Source organism: Undibacterium sp. GW821-FHT07F11, from assembly GCF_059418665.1.
Genome location: NZ_JBWKQH010000013.1, coordinates 97,387 through 112,004, shown reverse-complemented (window position 1 = coordinate 112,004; position 14,618 = coordinate 97,387). Strand labels below are relative to the sequence as shown.

The following is a 14,618-nucleotide window of genomic DNA, read 5'->3' as shown; positions in this document are numbered from 1 at the left end:
TTTGTTTGGCAGCAGTCCACTAGGCTGGCGCATGAGCTCGATTTTTCTAGAAGTTAGTCGAGCTGTGAGTCTTCGATTATCTAAACCGTTAGTAACGTCATTCCAGCGTGGGGTAGGCTGGAATCCAGCGGCGTTCTTGGCATGTCGTGAAATTTATTAACTTGCGCTTCTTATTGATCTACCTATTTGATTTTTAAATGCCTGCACACGTCATTCACGATTGCCGGTCGGGGGTAGCCCGACAGCTACATACCTTTCTTGCGTCGCCAAGAAAGGTATGCCAAAGAAGGCGACCCAGGCGTCGTCGCCCCCTGAAGGGGGTGTAGTGGTCTAATTTGCCAGGACAGTGAAATAAGAGGAAACTCAATCACAAAGAGGCCTCAACATGATGAAGAAACACTTCGACACACCGCTCAAACTGGAAGTAGTGAAGATGGTGAAAGAGCAAGGACTGAGTATATCGAGAGTCAGTCAAAGTATGCACATAGGAGAAACGGCGATACGCCGGTGGATGAAACAATACGAAACGGAACTTGATGGAGAGCCGTTAGCAAGTAAGCCACTGACAGCAGAACAACAGCGCATCCGTGAACTGGAGCAAGAGAACCGGCAACTGCGTATGGATGTGACCATCTTAAAAAATGCGTCGGCCTTCTTCGCCAGGGAAATGAAATGAGCTACAGGCTCATTACCCACTTGCAAAAGAAGGCCATTCCGGTCACGCATAGTTGTCGGGTACTGGAAGTCAGCAGATCAGCGTATTACGCCTCGGTACAACGCCATGCGATGCCCCGGATTTGTAGCAAGGAAGTTCATTTGAAAGCGGCTTTTAGTGCCAGTCACAAGTCCTATGGCAGCCGTCGCCTGGTGATGGCAATGCAGGCGCAAGGCATCCGTATTGGTCGTTATCAGGTTCGCAGTCTGATGCGGCAGGCCAGACTGCAGCCAGTCTGGCGACGTAAATTCGTGCACACCACCAATAGCAGGCATAACTTGCCTGTAGCAGAAAACATTCTGGCCAGGCAGTTCAATCCTGTAGCCCCCAACCTGGCTTACGTATCAGATATCACCTATATCCGTACTGAAACAGGCTGGCTTTATCTGGCAGTCGTGCTGGACTTATTCTCACGTAAAGTGGTGGGATGGGCGATGGCACCCAATATGCCAGCAGAACTGGTTTGTGATGCTTTACGCATGGCAATTGGGCAACGCAAACCTGTTTCTGGCTTAATTGTTCATTCTGACCGGGGTTCTCAGTATGCCAGCCGTCAGTATCAGGCATTGCTGCAAGAGTACGGTTTTATTTGCAGCATGAGCCGCAAAGGAAATTGTTGGGACAATGCTGTTGCAGAGCGCTTCTTCCTCAATTTGAAGATGGAACGCGTTTGGCAAGGCAGCTACGCCAATAAAATGGAAGCAAGGCAAGACATCGTTGCTTATATAACGAATTTCTACAACACCACACGTTTGCATTCTACATTGGGATATTTATCTCCCTCTGTCTTCGAACGTCATTACGCCGTAAAAACTCCTATTTCTTTGTCCTGATTTACTTGACCACTACAGGGGTTCCCGTTTGTGCAGTACAAAAAATGGGAAGGTCCGAAACTCGCCTGCGGCTCAAACAGCGGCCCTTCTTTTTCCATTTTATGTACCGCACAAACGGCGTCGACACATGGGAACTGCGAAGGTCAAAAACAACAGCAACACCAAGATCAAAAGCAACGTCAACACGACACAGGTTCATATTGCTCGAATACGACTCATCGAGAGGTAATTTTTTAATAAATCTTTCAAACATCCATCAATTCAAAATGAAACACCTTACTCACAATCTGCCACCTGCCATCCAGTTTCACCAACGTTAAAAAATCAGTGAAAAATTTGTTGGCAATCGCGCATTCCACGCGGGCGAAAGCGGTTACCGGGCCGGCCATTTCCAGGGAGACAATGCGGTCGCGGCGTGTTTCATTTTTGCTGGCGGGGGAAGGGCGTTTGTCAACCACCGGGAAATATTGCTGCATGTCCAGGTGCAGTAAATGACCTTCGGTCGCGCAGTAGTAATGGGCTTCGGGGTGAAATACCTGGGCGAGTATGCTGGTGTTACTGTGATACAGACCGTCGAAATACCGGTTCAGCGTGGCGATGACGTCGGGGTATTCGGTTTCCATTGTTGCCTTTCTTGAGATGTATGCAGCAGCGATGAACTGCTGCATTATTTAGTGTTGCTAAGCTTGCTGCTTTTGACGCAATTGCGTGACTGGTATACCGCCAACTCCCCAATTATCTGTATCCACTTCTTCTATGACGACAAAAGTCGTGGCAGGGTCTTTATTGAGTACGCGCACCAGCAAATCAGTGGCACCGGTGATCAGTTCAGCTTTTTGTTTAGCGCTGACATTTTCGCGGGTGACCTGTATGTGTACATAGGGCATGGCTTGCTCTTTTTGTTGATAATATCAGGAGGGCAGGCCTTCTGCTTTCAGTGCGGCTTGCACATGTGGCCTGGCCTTGACGCTGGCGAGGAAGTTTTGCAGGTGGGCAAAATCACTGATGTCCAGGTTCACATATTTGCTCCAGTTGCTGACGGTGAACAAATAAGCATCAGCCACGGTGAAGGTATCACCAGTGAGGAAGGTTTTGCCTTCCAGTCGACTATTAACCCAGCCAAATTTCTTGCGCAAGAGCTCTGCTGTGCGCGCTTTGCCCTCGACAGGCATGTCCGCATCAAAAAGTGGGGCGAAGGATTTGTGCAATTCCGAGGTGATGTAGTTTTGCCATTCGAGTACGCGGTAGCGTGCCATGCCAGATGCGGGCAACAGCGTTCGGTTTTCTGCACGCTCGACGATGTACTGGGCAATGATGGAGCCCTCGGTCAGTATCTCACCATTATCTAGTTCTACAGTAGGCACCTGGCCTTTTGGGTTGATGCTGTAAAAGTCCAGGCCATCTGCAGTTTTGTGAATAGTGGTATCGACTTTTTGCAGGGTGAAATCGAGACCGGCTTCACGCAGGATGATGTGCGGGGATAAGGAGCAGGCACCAGGGGAGAAATAAAGTTTCATGGTTTTGGGCTTTCGATAAAGGTTGACTGGCTGAACTGCCATGATGAGCAGGGCGTGACGGCATACTATGCCAAACGAAATAGTTGATAAACTAGATAAAAGTTACTTTATAAATTACATGGTGTAATGTGAATCGACAATTTGCGGATGTATTACTGGGCAGCATAGAATTGTTTTGTATGGCAGCCGAGCTGGAAAGTTTCAAGGATGCAGCCAATGCAGCAGGACTGACGCCAGCAGCGGTCAGCCGTTCGATAGCCCGGCTGGAGGAGCGCATAGGCGTGCGCCTGTTTGTACGCACCACGCGGCAGTTACGCCTGACCGAAGCAGGACGCGCCTATTTCGTACAATGCCGTCAGGCGCTGAACCAGTTGGTGGAAGCTGAGCGTGAGGTATCTGGCCAGCAGATGCAACCAGCGGGTCTGGTACGCATCAGCATGCCTACACCTTATGGGCATTACCGGGTGTTGCCCTTGCTGGCAAAATTCCGCCAGATGTATCCGCTGGTCAGGCTGGATTTACAACTCAGTAACCGCAATGTTGATCTGACTGCCGATGGCTTTGACCTGGTGATACGTGGCCGTAACCCACCGGATTCAGGCATGATTGCGCGCCGACTCGAAGATACCGAGATTGTAGTCTGTGCCACACCAGAATATCTGCAGCGTTTTGGCGTGCCAACCACGCTGGAAGACCTGGACAGGCATGAGTGCCTGCAATTTGTCTTGCCCAGTGCCGGACAAAATATAGTCTGGATATTCAGACGCGATGGTGAGGACATAGACTGGCCTACCAGAGGTGGGCTCACCTGCTCAGAAGATTTGCTGGGCATCATCACCCTCGCAAAAAATGGCGCAGGATTGATGCAATCTTCGCGCTTCATGGTCGAAGAGGACTTGCGTTCGGGCCGCATGGTCGAGGTGCTGCAGGAATTCAAAGGGCGTACGCGGCCATTCTCATTACTCTACCCGCGTGACCGTCACCTGCCGTTGCGCGTCAGGGTCTTGATCGATTTTCTGATTGCAGAACTGGCGCAGAATTAGTGTCCACCTGCCAGTTCAATACTTGCTCTATCACCCAGCCCGCATCATCCAGCGGCAGATCATGGCCTGCCGCTGGATGCAGGTGTAGCCGGCAATCCCACAGCCCTGCCAGTTTGCGTGAACAGTCTGCATTGACCAGTTTGTCATGTTCACCCGCCAGCAAGAGTAACGGGACTTTGCCCGTATAAGACGGCGCACGAAAGCGCATGGCGGCCAGCAATTGCCGCAGGATATTGTCAGCACTGATAGGGTATTCCTGCGCATACGCAGTCCAGCGCGTGATGATTTCTTTCGCTTGCTCCGCCATTTGCAAATTGCTGGTGATACGCAAAATCAATTGTTCACGCTGCGTACTTGAGCCAAATAACATGGTGGTAACCAGGGCAGGATAATTTACCGGTCTCAGCCTGTGATAAAAAGGATTATGCGGCGCCACGCTGGTGTTAATCAGCACCATGCGCTGCATATCACCAGGGTATTTATCAGCCCAGGCCAGTGCCACCATCGCCCCCAGTGAAACCGCCAGCACATGCACAGGTTCTGCTACGCCATGTACCTGCAATTGTTGATGACAATGCTCTGCCATTGCTGCTACCGTAGTCAGGCTATGCTCAGCATGCAATTGCCCATTGCCAGGAAAGTCCAGGCACAGCACGCGCTCAGCCCCCGTTGCTTGCTGGAAGCGTGCGGGAAAATCTCCCCAGTGTCTGCTCTCACGCATGAGGCCACGCAATAATACCCAGGTTGTCATGGCCTGTACCAGCGTGCCACGGCGCGTTCTTGCAGACGCAGGCGGGTAGGGCCTTGCGCCAGCCATTGTGCATGACCACATGTTGCCCGCATCAGGAAATCCAGCCAGGAGTTATGTCTGCGCAAGACGCGGTGCAAGCGGTGTTCTGCCACCGGGTTGAACATGCCATGCCGTGAGAATAGCTGGCGCGGATTTTTCTTGACCCATAACCAGGAACCCATTTCCAGCGTCAACGGCAGAAAGGTTTTGCTACGATCTTGCTCAGCCTGCAGGTAAAGATAATCCCAGATATCACCATGGGTACGGTATTGCAGGCTTTGTGGCTCAAACAGATAAGAATGATTGGGATGGGTTTGCTGGAACAATTCTTCCAGCGCCAGTATGTCGGCCAGATGATCGATAGGATGCACGCTGTGCGCATGCGGGAACCAGACGCGGTCACGCAAGCCAAAACCGGAATGGCAATCTATCGCCATGCTGAATGGGCGTGACAATAACTCTTGCTGCACGGTACGGCACAGCGCCTGATTCTCCGCTTCCATTTCGGCACCGGCCACACCGCGGTACCAGGGCAGACGTGGGCTATAGCGGTGGCCGCCAAGCAGGAAGGGGACTTTGTCATTCGCTTCTATTGGTGCATTGCGCATCAGATCGACGCCACTGGGATTACAGCGTGTCGCCTGCCACATGCCACCGGGATTAATGAGTGGCATGAACACCAGACGCACATCCTGCAGCATATGCTGCAGGCTCTTGTCCCATGACAGTCGTGTCAGCAGGCCGCGCATGAAAGTCAGCAAGACTTGCGTGCCTATGCGTTCCAGCCCATGTATGCCACCAAAAAAACCTATGGCCGGCAGGCTGGTATCGGGATTGCCGAGTGCCAGTTTATACACCGGAAATTGCTTGTGCTTGACGGCGACTTGACACAGCACCTCCACCTCCAGCTGTCCGCGGCCAAGGGCGATGATGCGTTCCAGTTCATTCAGTTCAGGCAGTGCAGACATGGCGCGTGCTTAAAAGTTAACCATGCCATGCTAGAGGAGCTATACGCAGAATGCAAGAAGCACGCAGCTTCTGGCGCGAATTGCTCATTTATGACCAACAGATGACAGATTTTCCTGGCAATGCTCAAGCTTCCAGCATCAGATCATTGTCCACCGTATTTTTCCTTGCCGCCCCCGGAGAGATACCAAGCACACGCTTGAACGCCCGGCTGAATGCTGCCTCGGAATCATAGCCTAGCTGGCTTGCCAGCACGGCGACCGGGACTCTGGATTCACGCAGCTGCGTCAAGGCTGTCTGCATTTTCCAGCGCATGGCGTATTGCATGACTGGTTCACCGACCAGTTGCGTGAAGCGCGCAGAAAAAGCCGAGCGTGACATGGCCACGGCGCTGGCCAGGTCGGCCACTGTCCAGCTACGTCCCGGTTCGCGATGTATCATGACTATTGCCTGGCCAATCTGTTTGTCGCGCAGTGCACCCAGCCACCCGGTTTGTGCTGCCGGATCGCGTGCAATCCAGGCTCGTATGGTTTGAATGACGAGGATATCGGCCAGCCGCGTGATCACTGTTTCGCCGCCCGGGTTCAATTGCTGCGCTTCGGCAGCAATGAAGCGTAGCGTGCTTTGTATCCACTCCATCTCGGATGATTTCCAGGTGTCGATGTGAATAAGTTTTGGTAATAGCCGTATGAGTTGCTGCGCTGCCGGATGATCGAAATGCACCAGTGCGCAAATCATACTGGTGGTCGCTCCACCTTCACCATGACTGATCGTTTCGTAGGAATTACTGATAGCCCGGCGCGGCATATCGAACAGCTTGGTGGCAGGCACACCTGGTTCACTGGTGAGTATGTGCCCGGCACCATGTGGCACCAGGGCAAGGTCACCAGGTTTGAGCAGACAAGCATCACTGCCGTCTACTTCCAGAAAACACTGACCTGCCGTGACGACATGAAACATCAGACTATCCTTGAAGGCAGGCAGTTCCATCGCCCAGGGCGCAGTGAATTCAGAACGGCAATAAAAGGTTCCACTCATGCGCAAGAAATGCAGCGCTTCGCCGACAGGGTCATCCCTGGGCAGGAGACTGATCATGGTTTTCATGTAAGGCAAGCAAAAGCACTTTGTTTATTCATCTGGACAAATGAGCATGAAAGCGAGACGTTCAGACATAGTCTGTATTGCATACCCGCCGGATAATAGCACCATCGTCACCAGCCAGTGTGACACCAACTTAAAGGAGCGACAGATGTCCACTCAAACCATACTCGTCATCGGCAGCACCGGCAAAACAGGACAGCGGGTAGCCGCACGTCTGGCTGAACGCAATCTGCCGCTGCGTCTGGGTTCGCGGTCCGGTGCAACGCCATTTGACTGGACTGACCGCCGCACATGGACAACAGCACTTCAGGGTGTCGGGGCAGCATATGTCAGCTTCTATCCTGATCTGGCCGTTCCGGGGGCGCCAGAAGCGATACAGGCATTTACTGATCTGGCAGCCAGCCTGGGCGTGCGTCGTCTGGTCTTGCTGTCGGGTCGCGGTGAACCAGAGGCAAAACAGTGCGAAGACATAGTGCGCAATTCGGGTCTTGAATGGACAGTGCTGCGCGCCAGCTGGTTCGCGCAGAATTTTAGCGAAGGACACTTTCTGGAGCCGATACTTGCAGGCGAAGTGGCTTTACCTGTTGCTGATATTGGTGAGCCATTCATTGATGTTGATGACATTGCCGATATTGCCGTCGCCGCGCTGACCGAAGACAGTCACATCGGGCAACTCTACGAATTGACCGGGCCACGTTTATGGACATTCAAGGAGGCAATCGCCGAGATCGCACGTTCTACCGGGCGGACGATAGATTTCATGCCGGTTTCCAGCACCGACTACACCAGTGCGCTCGAACAGGCACAGCTTGATGGCGATACGATCAAGCTCATCAACTATCTTTTCTCCGAGGTGCTTGATGGCCGTAATGAGTCAGTGACAGATGGCGTGAGCCGCGCACTGGGGCGGTCACCGCGTGACTTTGGCGAGTATGTGCGCACCACCGCGCTGAGTGGTGTCTGGAACGAAAACTCGCAAGCATGAAATGAACAGCATGTGTAATTCCCTGGCGTTCATCCTAGCCCTTGGTTGCGGGCTTATGAGAGGCTTCTTCTTTGCCTTTTCCATCCTGGTGATGAAATGAGTTCTAGTTATCAACCCCTGGTTCATGACACTGTTTCTCGATATGGCACTGTTAAGCGGGGTTTTGATCACCATGGTAATCTTTCGGCGCAGCGCTGGCCAGCCCGTCATCTTGACGACAGCTTTGCTGAAGAGATGATGATATTTGAATTATGCAAGATCCAGAACACACACTTGGAGAAAACATGATCGTTGAATACATACGCTACAAACTCACCGAAAGCCCGGCACAATCAGGGGAAAATATTGCGGCTGATTTCGAGGCTGCCTATCAAACCGCCGCCTCATCGCTCAACGCTTCACCAAACTGTCTGGGCTATGAACTCTCGCGCTGCGCTGAAGAGCAAGACCGCTACATCCTGCGCATAGAGTGGGATTCGATTGATGGTCATTTGACGGGTTTCCGGCGCGGGCCTGAGTTCGCCAGTTTTCTTGCTGCTATCAAACCATACATCAATCAAATTGAGGAAATGCAGCACTATGCGCTGACCTCAGTCGTCTTATCAAAGGACAAGCGAGGCATTGCATGACAACTCAAAATACTCCCAGCTTATACGACTGGCTCGGTGGCATTGAGGCGTTGAACCGGCTGACCACTCGTTTCTATTTGCACGTCAAGGCCGATGAATTGCTTGGCCCGGTCTTCGCGCATATGGGAGCAGATCATCCAGCGCACGTTGCCGTATTCCTTGGCGAAGTGCTCGGTGGTCCAGCGGCTTACTCAGAGCGGTACGGCGGCCATCCGCATATGGTCAAGCAACATCTCAATCGTCATCTGACACAAGAACAGCGGCGACGCTGGGTAGGCTTGTTGCTGGAGACGGCTGATGAACTGGGCATGCCTGATGATCCAGAATTCCGCTCCGCTCTGGTTGCTTATCTGGAGTGGGGTTCGCGGCTGGCAGTCATCAATTCTCAAGCGGGTGCCACGGTGGATGAAAACGCGGCCATGCCAAAGTGGGGCTGGGGTGAAGTTAAAGGCCCCTACATATTACCCAAGGAGTAATGCATGATGCATGCAATTCAATGCAAGTGCGGCACGCTGCGCGGCCAGCTTGAAGGGACAGGAGTTCACAATCGACTCATCTGCTATTGCAAGGACTGTCGTGCTTTTGCGCATTTTCTTGGCAAAGCTGATGAAGTGCTCGATGAGCAAGGCGGGACTGAGATTGTGCAAGTGGCGCAGCCACGCCTGCGCTTTTCGCAAGGCGTAGACAAGCTTGCTGCTATGCGTCTTAGCGAAACAGGCATGATCCGCTGGTATGCCTCATGCTGCAACAGTCCAATAGGTAACACCATGGCTGATCACAAGGTGTCATTCATAGGCCTGATTCATGTAGCTCTTGATCAAGCCAGGATTGCTCAAGATTTTGGAACAAAGATCGCGCTTTTGAGCACGGACTCAGCGTTGAGTGATCCAAAGCCAGCGCAGCGTGGCCTCATAGGTGTGATTGCCCGCTTTATCTGGATTCTTGTCACTACACGCATCAGTGGTCGCTACAAAAATTCTCAGCTATTCAATGCGACGGGTGAGCCACGGGTAGTTCCATTGATCCTTGATGGCAGCAAAAAATGCATTGATATGCGCAGCAACGCCGATTTACTATGAATAAGCAAAATCCCGATATGATGAATACCTATCTCAAGACTTCGTCTACGCACTCAGGTACGTCACGCAATATTGCCTTGGCTATGGCTTTTACGCTTGCTTTGTTGGGCTGTGGTGGGGGAGAAGAAAGCAGAGCGCCAGCAGCGGCACCAGCCACTATGACCGTACCCCCGGCGCCCCACGGCTTGGCGGTCTTGCCTGCCAGTGGCACGATCACTCACGGCATGCAATTGACCACCGATATGGTCGGGCCAGCCGGGATTGCCATCAGCAGTTTTGCAGAGGTACCCGGCGGCACTTTCTCCGGCACACCGCTCAATGGCTGGGGTGATCATGCCCGCATCGTCGGCCCTGGTGCCGAGGTGATTGATGGTTATAGTTTCCCGGCCGGTACGGTGGTGCTACAGGGTGTGAATCTGCTTGGTGAAGTGGTAGTGAATTCCGGCTGGCTGGTACTGCGCGGCAGCAAGGGCAGCCTGTTGCTGAACCATCCTAAAGGCAGCACTGGAGGCGGTGCCGCCTTGTACAGCGAGCTCAGCGCCTTCAACACCGTCGGCGCCAAGGATGCCGGCAGCCTGCATTGAGCATCTGCCACCGTTGCTATTTTCCGCATAGCGGGCTGGAGAATGTCTACAGCAACAATGTCATCATCACCGAGTCCTGGATCGCGGTTGACCCAGGCAATACGGGTGATCATGTGGATGGCATCCAGACCTGGGGCGGGCAATCCGGGCTCACCATCGCCCGCAATCACCTGCAATGGAATGGTGAGCATAACGACACCCAGTCTGGCCTGATCGCCATGTATTCCGATGGTGCACAGAATGGCTCCACTGGCTACAACAAGGTTTTGATCGAGAACAACTATATCGTTATAGGTAAGGGTGGTGGCATAGGCCTGCATGCGCCCATGAATGTACCCACCACAAACATGAAGGTCACTGGCAACCGCTGGTCATGGGTAGATGGATCCGATCCCGATTATTCTCCGGCCATTTATCGCGGCCCCAAATTTGCGAATTACCGCAAGAACGGCAACTGCTGGTCGGATAATCGCTGGAGCGATGGCGAATACGCCAACAAGTTCCTGCTGCCGGATAACAGCACCAGTGTTGCCGACAAATTCAATGGGGGGTGCTGAGCTGTTCCAGGAACTTTTGATCTCTACACATATCCCTACATAAAGCCCGTATGTCAATGAAGGTATATCATTCATTAATATGCTTACTGTGCACTGATCAAAAGGAGTTTTGTTTTGTCTAATAATTTGCATCACATTGCAGCAGATGACGAAGTCTACTGGTCAGAAATTCGTGATCAATACAGCGTCTCATCAGATTTCATCAATCTGGAAAACGGCTATTTCGGGGTGCAGGCGCGGCCTGTGTTTGAGGCTTTCCAGCGCTATCAGGCGCAGGTGAATGCCGAGACTTCGTATTTCCTGCGGGTACGTTACGCGCCTCTGTTTGTACAAGTCATGCAGGCACTGAAGGATTTTTGTGGAGTCGATGAGGGTGAATTGGTACTGACCCGCAATCTCATCGAGGGCATGAATATCCTGCTGCAAGGTTATCCTCTGCAAGCAGGTGATGAAGTCATCCTTGCTACCCATGATTACGATCTCGTCATCGATACCCTGCTGATGCTGGAACAACGCAAGCAGATACAACTGCGACATTTGCAATTGCCACTTGACCCTGTCAGTGATGAAGACATTGTGGCCCGGTATGAGCAGGTGATTACACCTAAAACCAAATTGATACTGGTCACTCACATCGTACACAGGACGGGGCAGATCATGCCGGTCGCCAAGATTACTGCCATGGCCAGGCGTCATGGTGTGGATGTCATGGTTGACGCTGCGCATTCCTTTGCTCATCTGAACTACCGCATGACTGAGCTGGGGGCAGACTTTGTCGCGGTGAACTTGCACAAATGGCTGGGTGTGCCACTGGGTGTGGGCATGCTGTATATACGCAAGAACCGGGTGGCTGATATTGCACCACTGTTTGGCAATGCCAAGTTTGCCGACAATGAGATTTTCAAATTCACGCAAGTCGGCACGGTACCACCAGCGAATATCCTGACCGTATTGGATGCACTAAAGTTTCATGAATCCATAGGTTCAGCCAACAAGGAAGCGCGCTTGCGTTACCTGACGCAATACTGGGTCAATCAGGTGCGCGACTTGCCCGATGTACGCATCATGACCCCGACTGATCCGCAACGCTCCTGCGCGATCGCCGGCTTTGGCATTGCTGGCAACTCAGGTCATGCGATTGTCGACTACCTCATGCGCGAGCACAAGATATTCACTGTGACGCGCGACCTGGATGGGCAGGACATCGTCAGGGTGACACCGCATTTGTATACCAGTCTGGATGACCTGGACAAGCTGGTGGCGGCTATCAGGCAACTGACGCGAGCCTGAGGTTTTACCAGGTGTAGACGAGACAATAGAAATAATTCCAGTTTACAGGATTTAAATATCCTATATAATGGAAATTATGGATATCAATTCGATTATTGCCCGCCGGGTGCGCGAGCTGCGCGATCAACAAAAGCTGTCGCTGGATGCACTGGCCAAGCGCAGTGGCGTCAGTCGTTCGAACATTTCCCTCATAGAGAGAGGTGAGAGCAGCCCCACTGCTGCTGCGCTCGACAAGCTGGCCGTGGGCTTGGGGGTGACGCTGGCTTCACTGTTTGAAGACAGTACGCCTGCTGTGGTGGCTTCACCAGTCTCGCGTCTGGCCGGGCAGGTATGCTGGACTGATCCTGCCTCTGGCTATATGCGCCGCAATCTATCCCCTGGCCTGCCCTCTCCCTTGCAACTGGTGGAAGTTGAATTCCCGGCGGGGCAAACCGTGCGCTATGACAGTTTCCATCGTGATGTTGATATACAGCAGCAAGTCTGGATACTGGCGGGCGAGATGCGCCTGCATGTGGGTGAGCAAGCCTGGGATTTGCACACTGGTGATTGTCTTGCGATGGCACTGGATAAGCCGATTACTTTCCATAATCCTGGAAAAGTCACGGCGCGCTACCTTGTTGCGCTTTGCAAATAACATTCTCAGTCTAATTTTACGCAGGGAGTAAATCATGTCCGGGCAAGTGCAAATCCAGATTCTCGATACAGCAGAAGCGCAGGCCAGTGTAGCCGCATTGGCCGATGTATTGACAGACTGCGTCGCTGGCGGTGCATCCGTCAGTTTCATGTGGCCTTTGCCACGTGAGCGTGCGCTGCAATTCTGGCAGGGTGTCGCTGACAGCGTCGCGCGCAAGGAGCGCATTTTGCTGGTCGCCAGGGATGACAACGGCGAAATCATAGGCACGGTACAATTGATTACTGCCATGCCAGACAATCAGCCGCACCGCGCCGATGTGGCCAAGATGTTGGTGCACAGGAAGGGTCGCCGCCGTGGCATCGCACAAGCCTTGATGGCGGCAGTTGAAAAAGCTGCCGTGGCTGCGGGCAAGACTGTGTTGGTATTGGATACCGTCACTGGTGGCGATGCCGAACGCCTGTACGAACGAGCTGGCTGGCAGAAGGTAGGTGTTGTACCCAACTACGCCCTGATGCCTGATGGTGAATTTTGTGGGACTACTTTCTTTCACAAGCAGATATAGCGGAGTAAGCAGCCATGCGCATTGCAGTGATTTCAGACATCCACGGTAATTTGGCCGCACTGGAGGCAGTGACAGCCGACCTGCGACAGCGTGGTGTAGATCAGGTAGTCAATCTGGGCGACAGCCTGTCCGGTCCCTTATTGCCAAAAGAGACGGCGGATTTTTTGATGGCGCAAGCTGGCTGGATACATCTGGCCGGTAATCACGAGCGCCAGATTCTGGAATTGAATGAGCGCTCGGGTTCTGGCGATACTTATGCACACCAGCAAATCACCGCAGAACAAAAGGCATGGATCGCCAGCCTGAAACCAGTGCTGCGACTGAATGAAGAAGTCTTGCTGTGTCACGGCACACCCGGCAGCGACACGACGACCTTGCTGCAAGTGGCAGACAGGAATGCTACGGCGCCAGAAATCAAAGAAAGGCTGGGGCAGCAAACTGCCGCTGTGATAGCTTGTGGCCATAGCCATGTCGCACGCAGTGTACGTACCGCTGAGGGCCAGCTTATCGTCAATCCTGGCAGCGTCGGTCACCCGGCCTACGAGTATGATTACCCTTACCCGCACAAGATTGAATCGGGTGCGCCGGATGCGCGTTATGCCATCATAGAAAAGACGCAGCAAGGCTGGGCTGCCAGCCTGATTAATGTCCCTTACGCATATCAGCACATGGCAGAACTTGCAGCTGCGCGAGGGCGTGAAGACTGGGTCATGGCCTTACGTAGTGGATACATGAACGGATAAATATGCAAAAACAAGACACGGCACTCATCATCATTGACATGCAACGCGGCATGGCCGATCCCAAATCCGGACGCAGGAATAATCCGGGTGCAGAAGAGAATATACGCCAGTTGCTGCTCGCATGGCGCGCGGCAGGCAGACCGATTGTGCATGTCAGGCATATGTCGCGCTCACCCACTTCGGTATTCTGGCCGGGCCAGCCAGGCAATGAATTTCAAGAAAATTTGCTGCCACTGGCCAGCGAGCATGTCGTCGAGAAAAATGTGACGGATGCCTTTGTCAATACGGGGCTGGAACGCTGGTTGCATGTGCGTGGCATCAAAGAGCTGGTGATTGTTGGTGTCAGCACCAATATGTCTGTCGAGGCAACAGTCCGCAGTGCAGGCAATCTGGGTTTTACTACCACGGTGGTGGCAGACGCCTGCTTCAGTTTCGACAGGCTGGATTTGCATGGCAAGCCGCAGACTGCAGAAGAAGTCCACGTACACGCGCTCAGCAATCTGCAGGGTGAATATGCAAAGCTGCTTGATACGGTGGACTTGCTGGGCTAAAAATATCTGCAATCATTGCCAGTATTATGCAGCGGTAAT

General features: G+C 52.8%; 19 protein-coding genes. 13 read left to right on the top strand and 6 right to left on the bottom strand.

All coding sequences use genetic code 11. The annotated features are described in order from the left end of the window. Positions 1 to 385: 385 nt before the first annotated feature. Positions 386 to 1,548, top strand: a protein-coding gene (locus AC07OI_RS27555) for an IS3 family transposase (RefSeq protein WP_495259377.1) whose coding sequence is annotated in 2 segments (ribosomal slippage) — positions 386 to 626 and positions 626 to 1,548 — 1,164 coding nt in all. Because the reading frame shifts where the segments join, the coding sequence is not laid out codon by codon here. A 245-nt stretch (positions 1,549 to 1,793) separates the two neighbouring features. Here AC07OI_RS27555 and AC07OI_RS27550 read toward each other — a convergent pair. From AC07OI_RS27550 to gstA, 3 genes are read right to left on the bottom strand one after another with little or no spacing between them, the layout of a single operon-like run. Then, positions 1,794 to 2,171, bottom strand: coding sequence for a nuclear transport factor 2 family protein (locus AC07OI_RS27550; protein ID WP_492708521.1), 378 nt, complete (start codon positions 2,169 to 2,171; stop codon positions 1,794 to 1,796). Between the two features lie 57 nt (positions 2,172 to 2,228). After that, on the bottom strand, positions 2,229 to 2,435 hold the full coding sequence (locus tag AC07OI_RS27545) for a tautomerase family protein (protein WP_495259376.1): 207 nt from the start codon (positions 2,433 to 2,435) through the stop codon (positions 2,229 to 2,231). A 24-nt stretch (positions 2,436 to 2,459) separates the two neighbouring features. Beyond that, positions 2,460 to 3,065 (bottom strand): glutathione transferase GstA, encoded by a 606-nt coding sequence (gene gstA, locus AC07OI_RS27540; protein ID WP_492708525.1) that lies wholly within the window; start codon positions 3,063 to 3,065, stop codon positions 2,460 to 2,462. Between the two features lie 128 nt (positions 3,066 to 3,193). Between gstA and AC07OI_RS27535 the strand changes: the two genes are divergently transcribed. Further along, the gene (locus AC07OI_RS27535; RefSeq protein ID WP_495259375.1) at positions 3,194 to 4,108 is read left to right on the top strand and encodes a LysR family transcriptional regulator; all 915 of its coding nucleotides are present in this window, start codon (positions 3,194 to 3,196) and stop codon (positions 4,106 to 4,108) included. Here the strand turns inward: AC07OI_RS27535 and AC07OI_RS27530 are convergent. The 3 genes from AC07OI_RS27530 to AC07OI_RS27520 all read right to left on the bottom strand — a co-directional run bounded on the left by AC07OI_RS27530 (position 4,062) and on the right by AC07OI_RS27520 (position 6,959). Further along, positions 4,062 to 4,859 carry an alpha/beta fold hydrolase gene (locus tag AC07OI_RS27530; RefSeq protein ID WP_492708529.1) on the bottom strand — a complete coding sequence of 266 codons (798 nt, stop codon included), beginning with the start codon at positions 4,857 to 4,859 and terminating at the stop codon, positions 4,062 to 4,064. The genes AC07OI_RS27535 and AC07OI_RS27530 overlap by 47 nt on opposite strands. Continuing rightward, complete coding sequence (locus tag AC07OI_RS27525) at positions 4,856 to 5,866, bottom strand: M14 family zinc carboxypeptidase (protein ID WP_495259374.1); 1,011 nt, start codon at positions 5,864 to 5,866, stop codon at positions 4,856 to 4,858. The genes AC07OI_RS27530 and AC07OI_RS27525 overlap by 4 nt, the downstream gene beginning before the upstream one ends. A 124-nt stretch (positions 5,867 to 5,990) precedes the next feature. Continuing rightward, positions 5,991 to 6,959 carry an AraC family transcriptional regulator gene (locus tag AC07OI_RS27520; protein WP_492708533.1) on the bottom strand — a complete coding sequence of 323 codons (969 nt, stop codon included), beginning with the start codon at positions 6,957 to 6,959 and terminating at the stop codon, positions 5,991 to 5,993. A gap of 154 nt (positions 6,960 to 7,113) precedes the next feature. On the opposite strand from AC07OI_RS27520, the gene AC07OI_RS27515 reads away from it, so the two are divergent. The 11 genes from AC07OI_RS27515 (at position 7,114) to AC07OI_RS27465 (ending at position 14,579) form a co-directional block, all read left to right on the top strand. Continuing rightward, a complete protein-coding gene (locus AC07OI_RS27515; protein ID WP_492708535.1) occupies positions 7,114 to 7,950 on the top strand; it encodes an NAD(P)H-binding protein in 837 nt (278 codons plus the stop codon). Positions 7,951 to 8,234: 284 nt separating this feature from the next. Then, positions 8,235 to 8,579 carry an antibiotic biosynthesis monooxygenase family protein gene (locus AC07OI_RS27510; protein WP_492708537.1) on the top strand — a complete coding sequence of 115 codons (345 nt, stop codon included), beginning with the start codon at positions 8,235 to 8,237 and terminating at the stop codon, positions 8,577 to 8,579. Then, the gene (locus tag AC07OI_RS27505; RefSeq protein WP_492708539.1) at positions 8,576 to 9,055 is read left to right on the top strand and encodes a group II truncated hemoglobin; all 480 of its coding nucleotides are present in this window, start codon (positions 8,576 to 8,578) and stop codon (positions 9,053 to 9,055) included. Before AC07OI_RS27510 ends, AC07OI_RS27505 begins: the two co-directional genes overlap by 4 nt. A 3-nt stretch (positions 9,056 to 9,058) precedes the next feature. After that, on the top strand, positions 9,059 to 9,658 hold the full coding sequence (locus AC07OI_RS27500) for a DUF6151 family protein (protein WP_495259373.1): 600 nt from the start codon (positions 9,059 to 9,061) through the stop codon (positions 9,656 to 9,658). Further along, positions 9,655 to 10,242 (top strand): hypothetical protein, encoded by a 588-nt coding sequence (locus AC07OI_RS27495; RefSeq protein WP_495259372.1) that lies wholly within the window; start codon positions 9,655 to 9,657, stop codon positions 10,240 to 10,242. The genes AC07OI_RS27500 and AC07OI_RS27495 overlap by 4 nt, the downstream gene beginning before the upstream one ends. After that, the gene (locus AC07OI_RS27490; protein WP_495259371.1) at positions 10,239 to 10,799 is read left to right on the top strand and encodes a hypothetical protein; all 561 of its coding nucleotides are present in this window, start codon (positions 10,239 to 10,241) and stop codon (positions 10,797 to 10,799) included. Before AC07OI_RS27495 ends, AC07OI_RS27490 begins: the two co-directional genes overlap by 4 nt. A gap of 114 nt (positions 10,800 to 10,913) precedes the next feature. After that, positions 10,914 to 12,089 (top strand): aminotransferase class V-fold PLP-dependent enzyme, encoded by a 1,176-nt coding sequence (locus AC07OI_RS27485; RefSeq protein ID WP_495259370.1) that lies wholly within the window; start codon positions 10,914 to 10,916, stop codon positions 12,087 to 12,089. A 76-nt stretch (positions 12,090 to 12,165) separates the two neighbouring features. Beyond that, positions 12,166 to 12,723 carry a helix-turn-helix domain-containing protein gene (locus tag AC07OI_RS27480; protein ID WP_495259369.1) on the top strand — a complete coding sequence of 186 codons (558 nt, stop codon included), beginning with the start codon at positions 12,166 to 12,168 and terminating at the stop codon, positions 12,721 to 12,723. 34 nt (positions 12,724 to 12,757) lie between these two features. Beyond that, a complete protein-coding gene (locus AC07OI_RS27475; RefSeq protein WP_495259368.1) occupies positions 12,758 to 13,285 on the top strand; it encodes a GNAT family N-acetyltransferase in 528 nt (175 codons plus the stop codon). Positions 13,286 to 13,299: 14 nt separating this feature from the next. After that, complete coding sequence (locus AC07OI_RS27470; protein WP_492708551.1) at positions 13,300 to 14,028, top strand: metallophosphoesterase family protein; 729 nt, start codon at positions 13,300 to 13,302, stop codon at positions 14,026 to 14,028. A gap of 2 nt (positions 14,029 to 14,030) precedes the next feature. Continuing rightward, the gene (locus AC07OI_RS27465) at positions 14,031 to 14,579 is read left to right on the top strand and encodes a cysteine hydrolase family protein (protein ID WP_492708553.1); all 549 of its coding nucleotides are present in this window, start codon (positions 14,031 to 14,033) and stop codon (positions 14,577 to 14,579) included. Positions 14,580 to 14,618 lie beyond the last annotated feature (39 nt).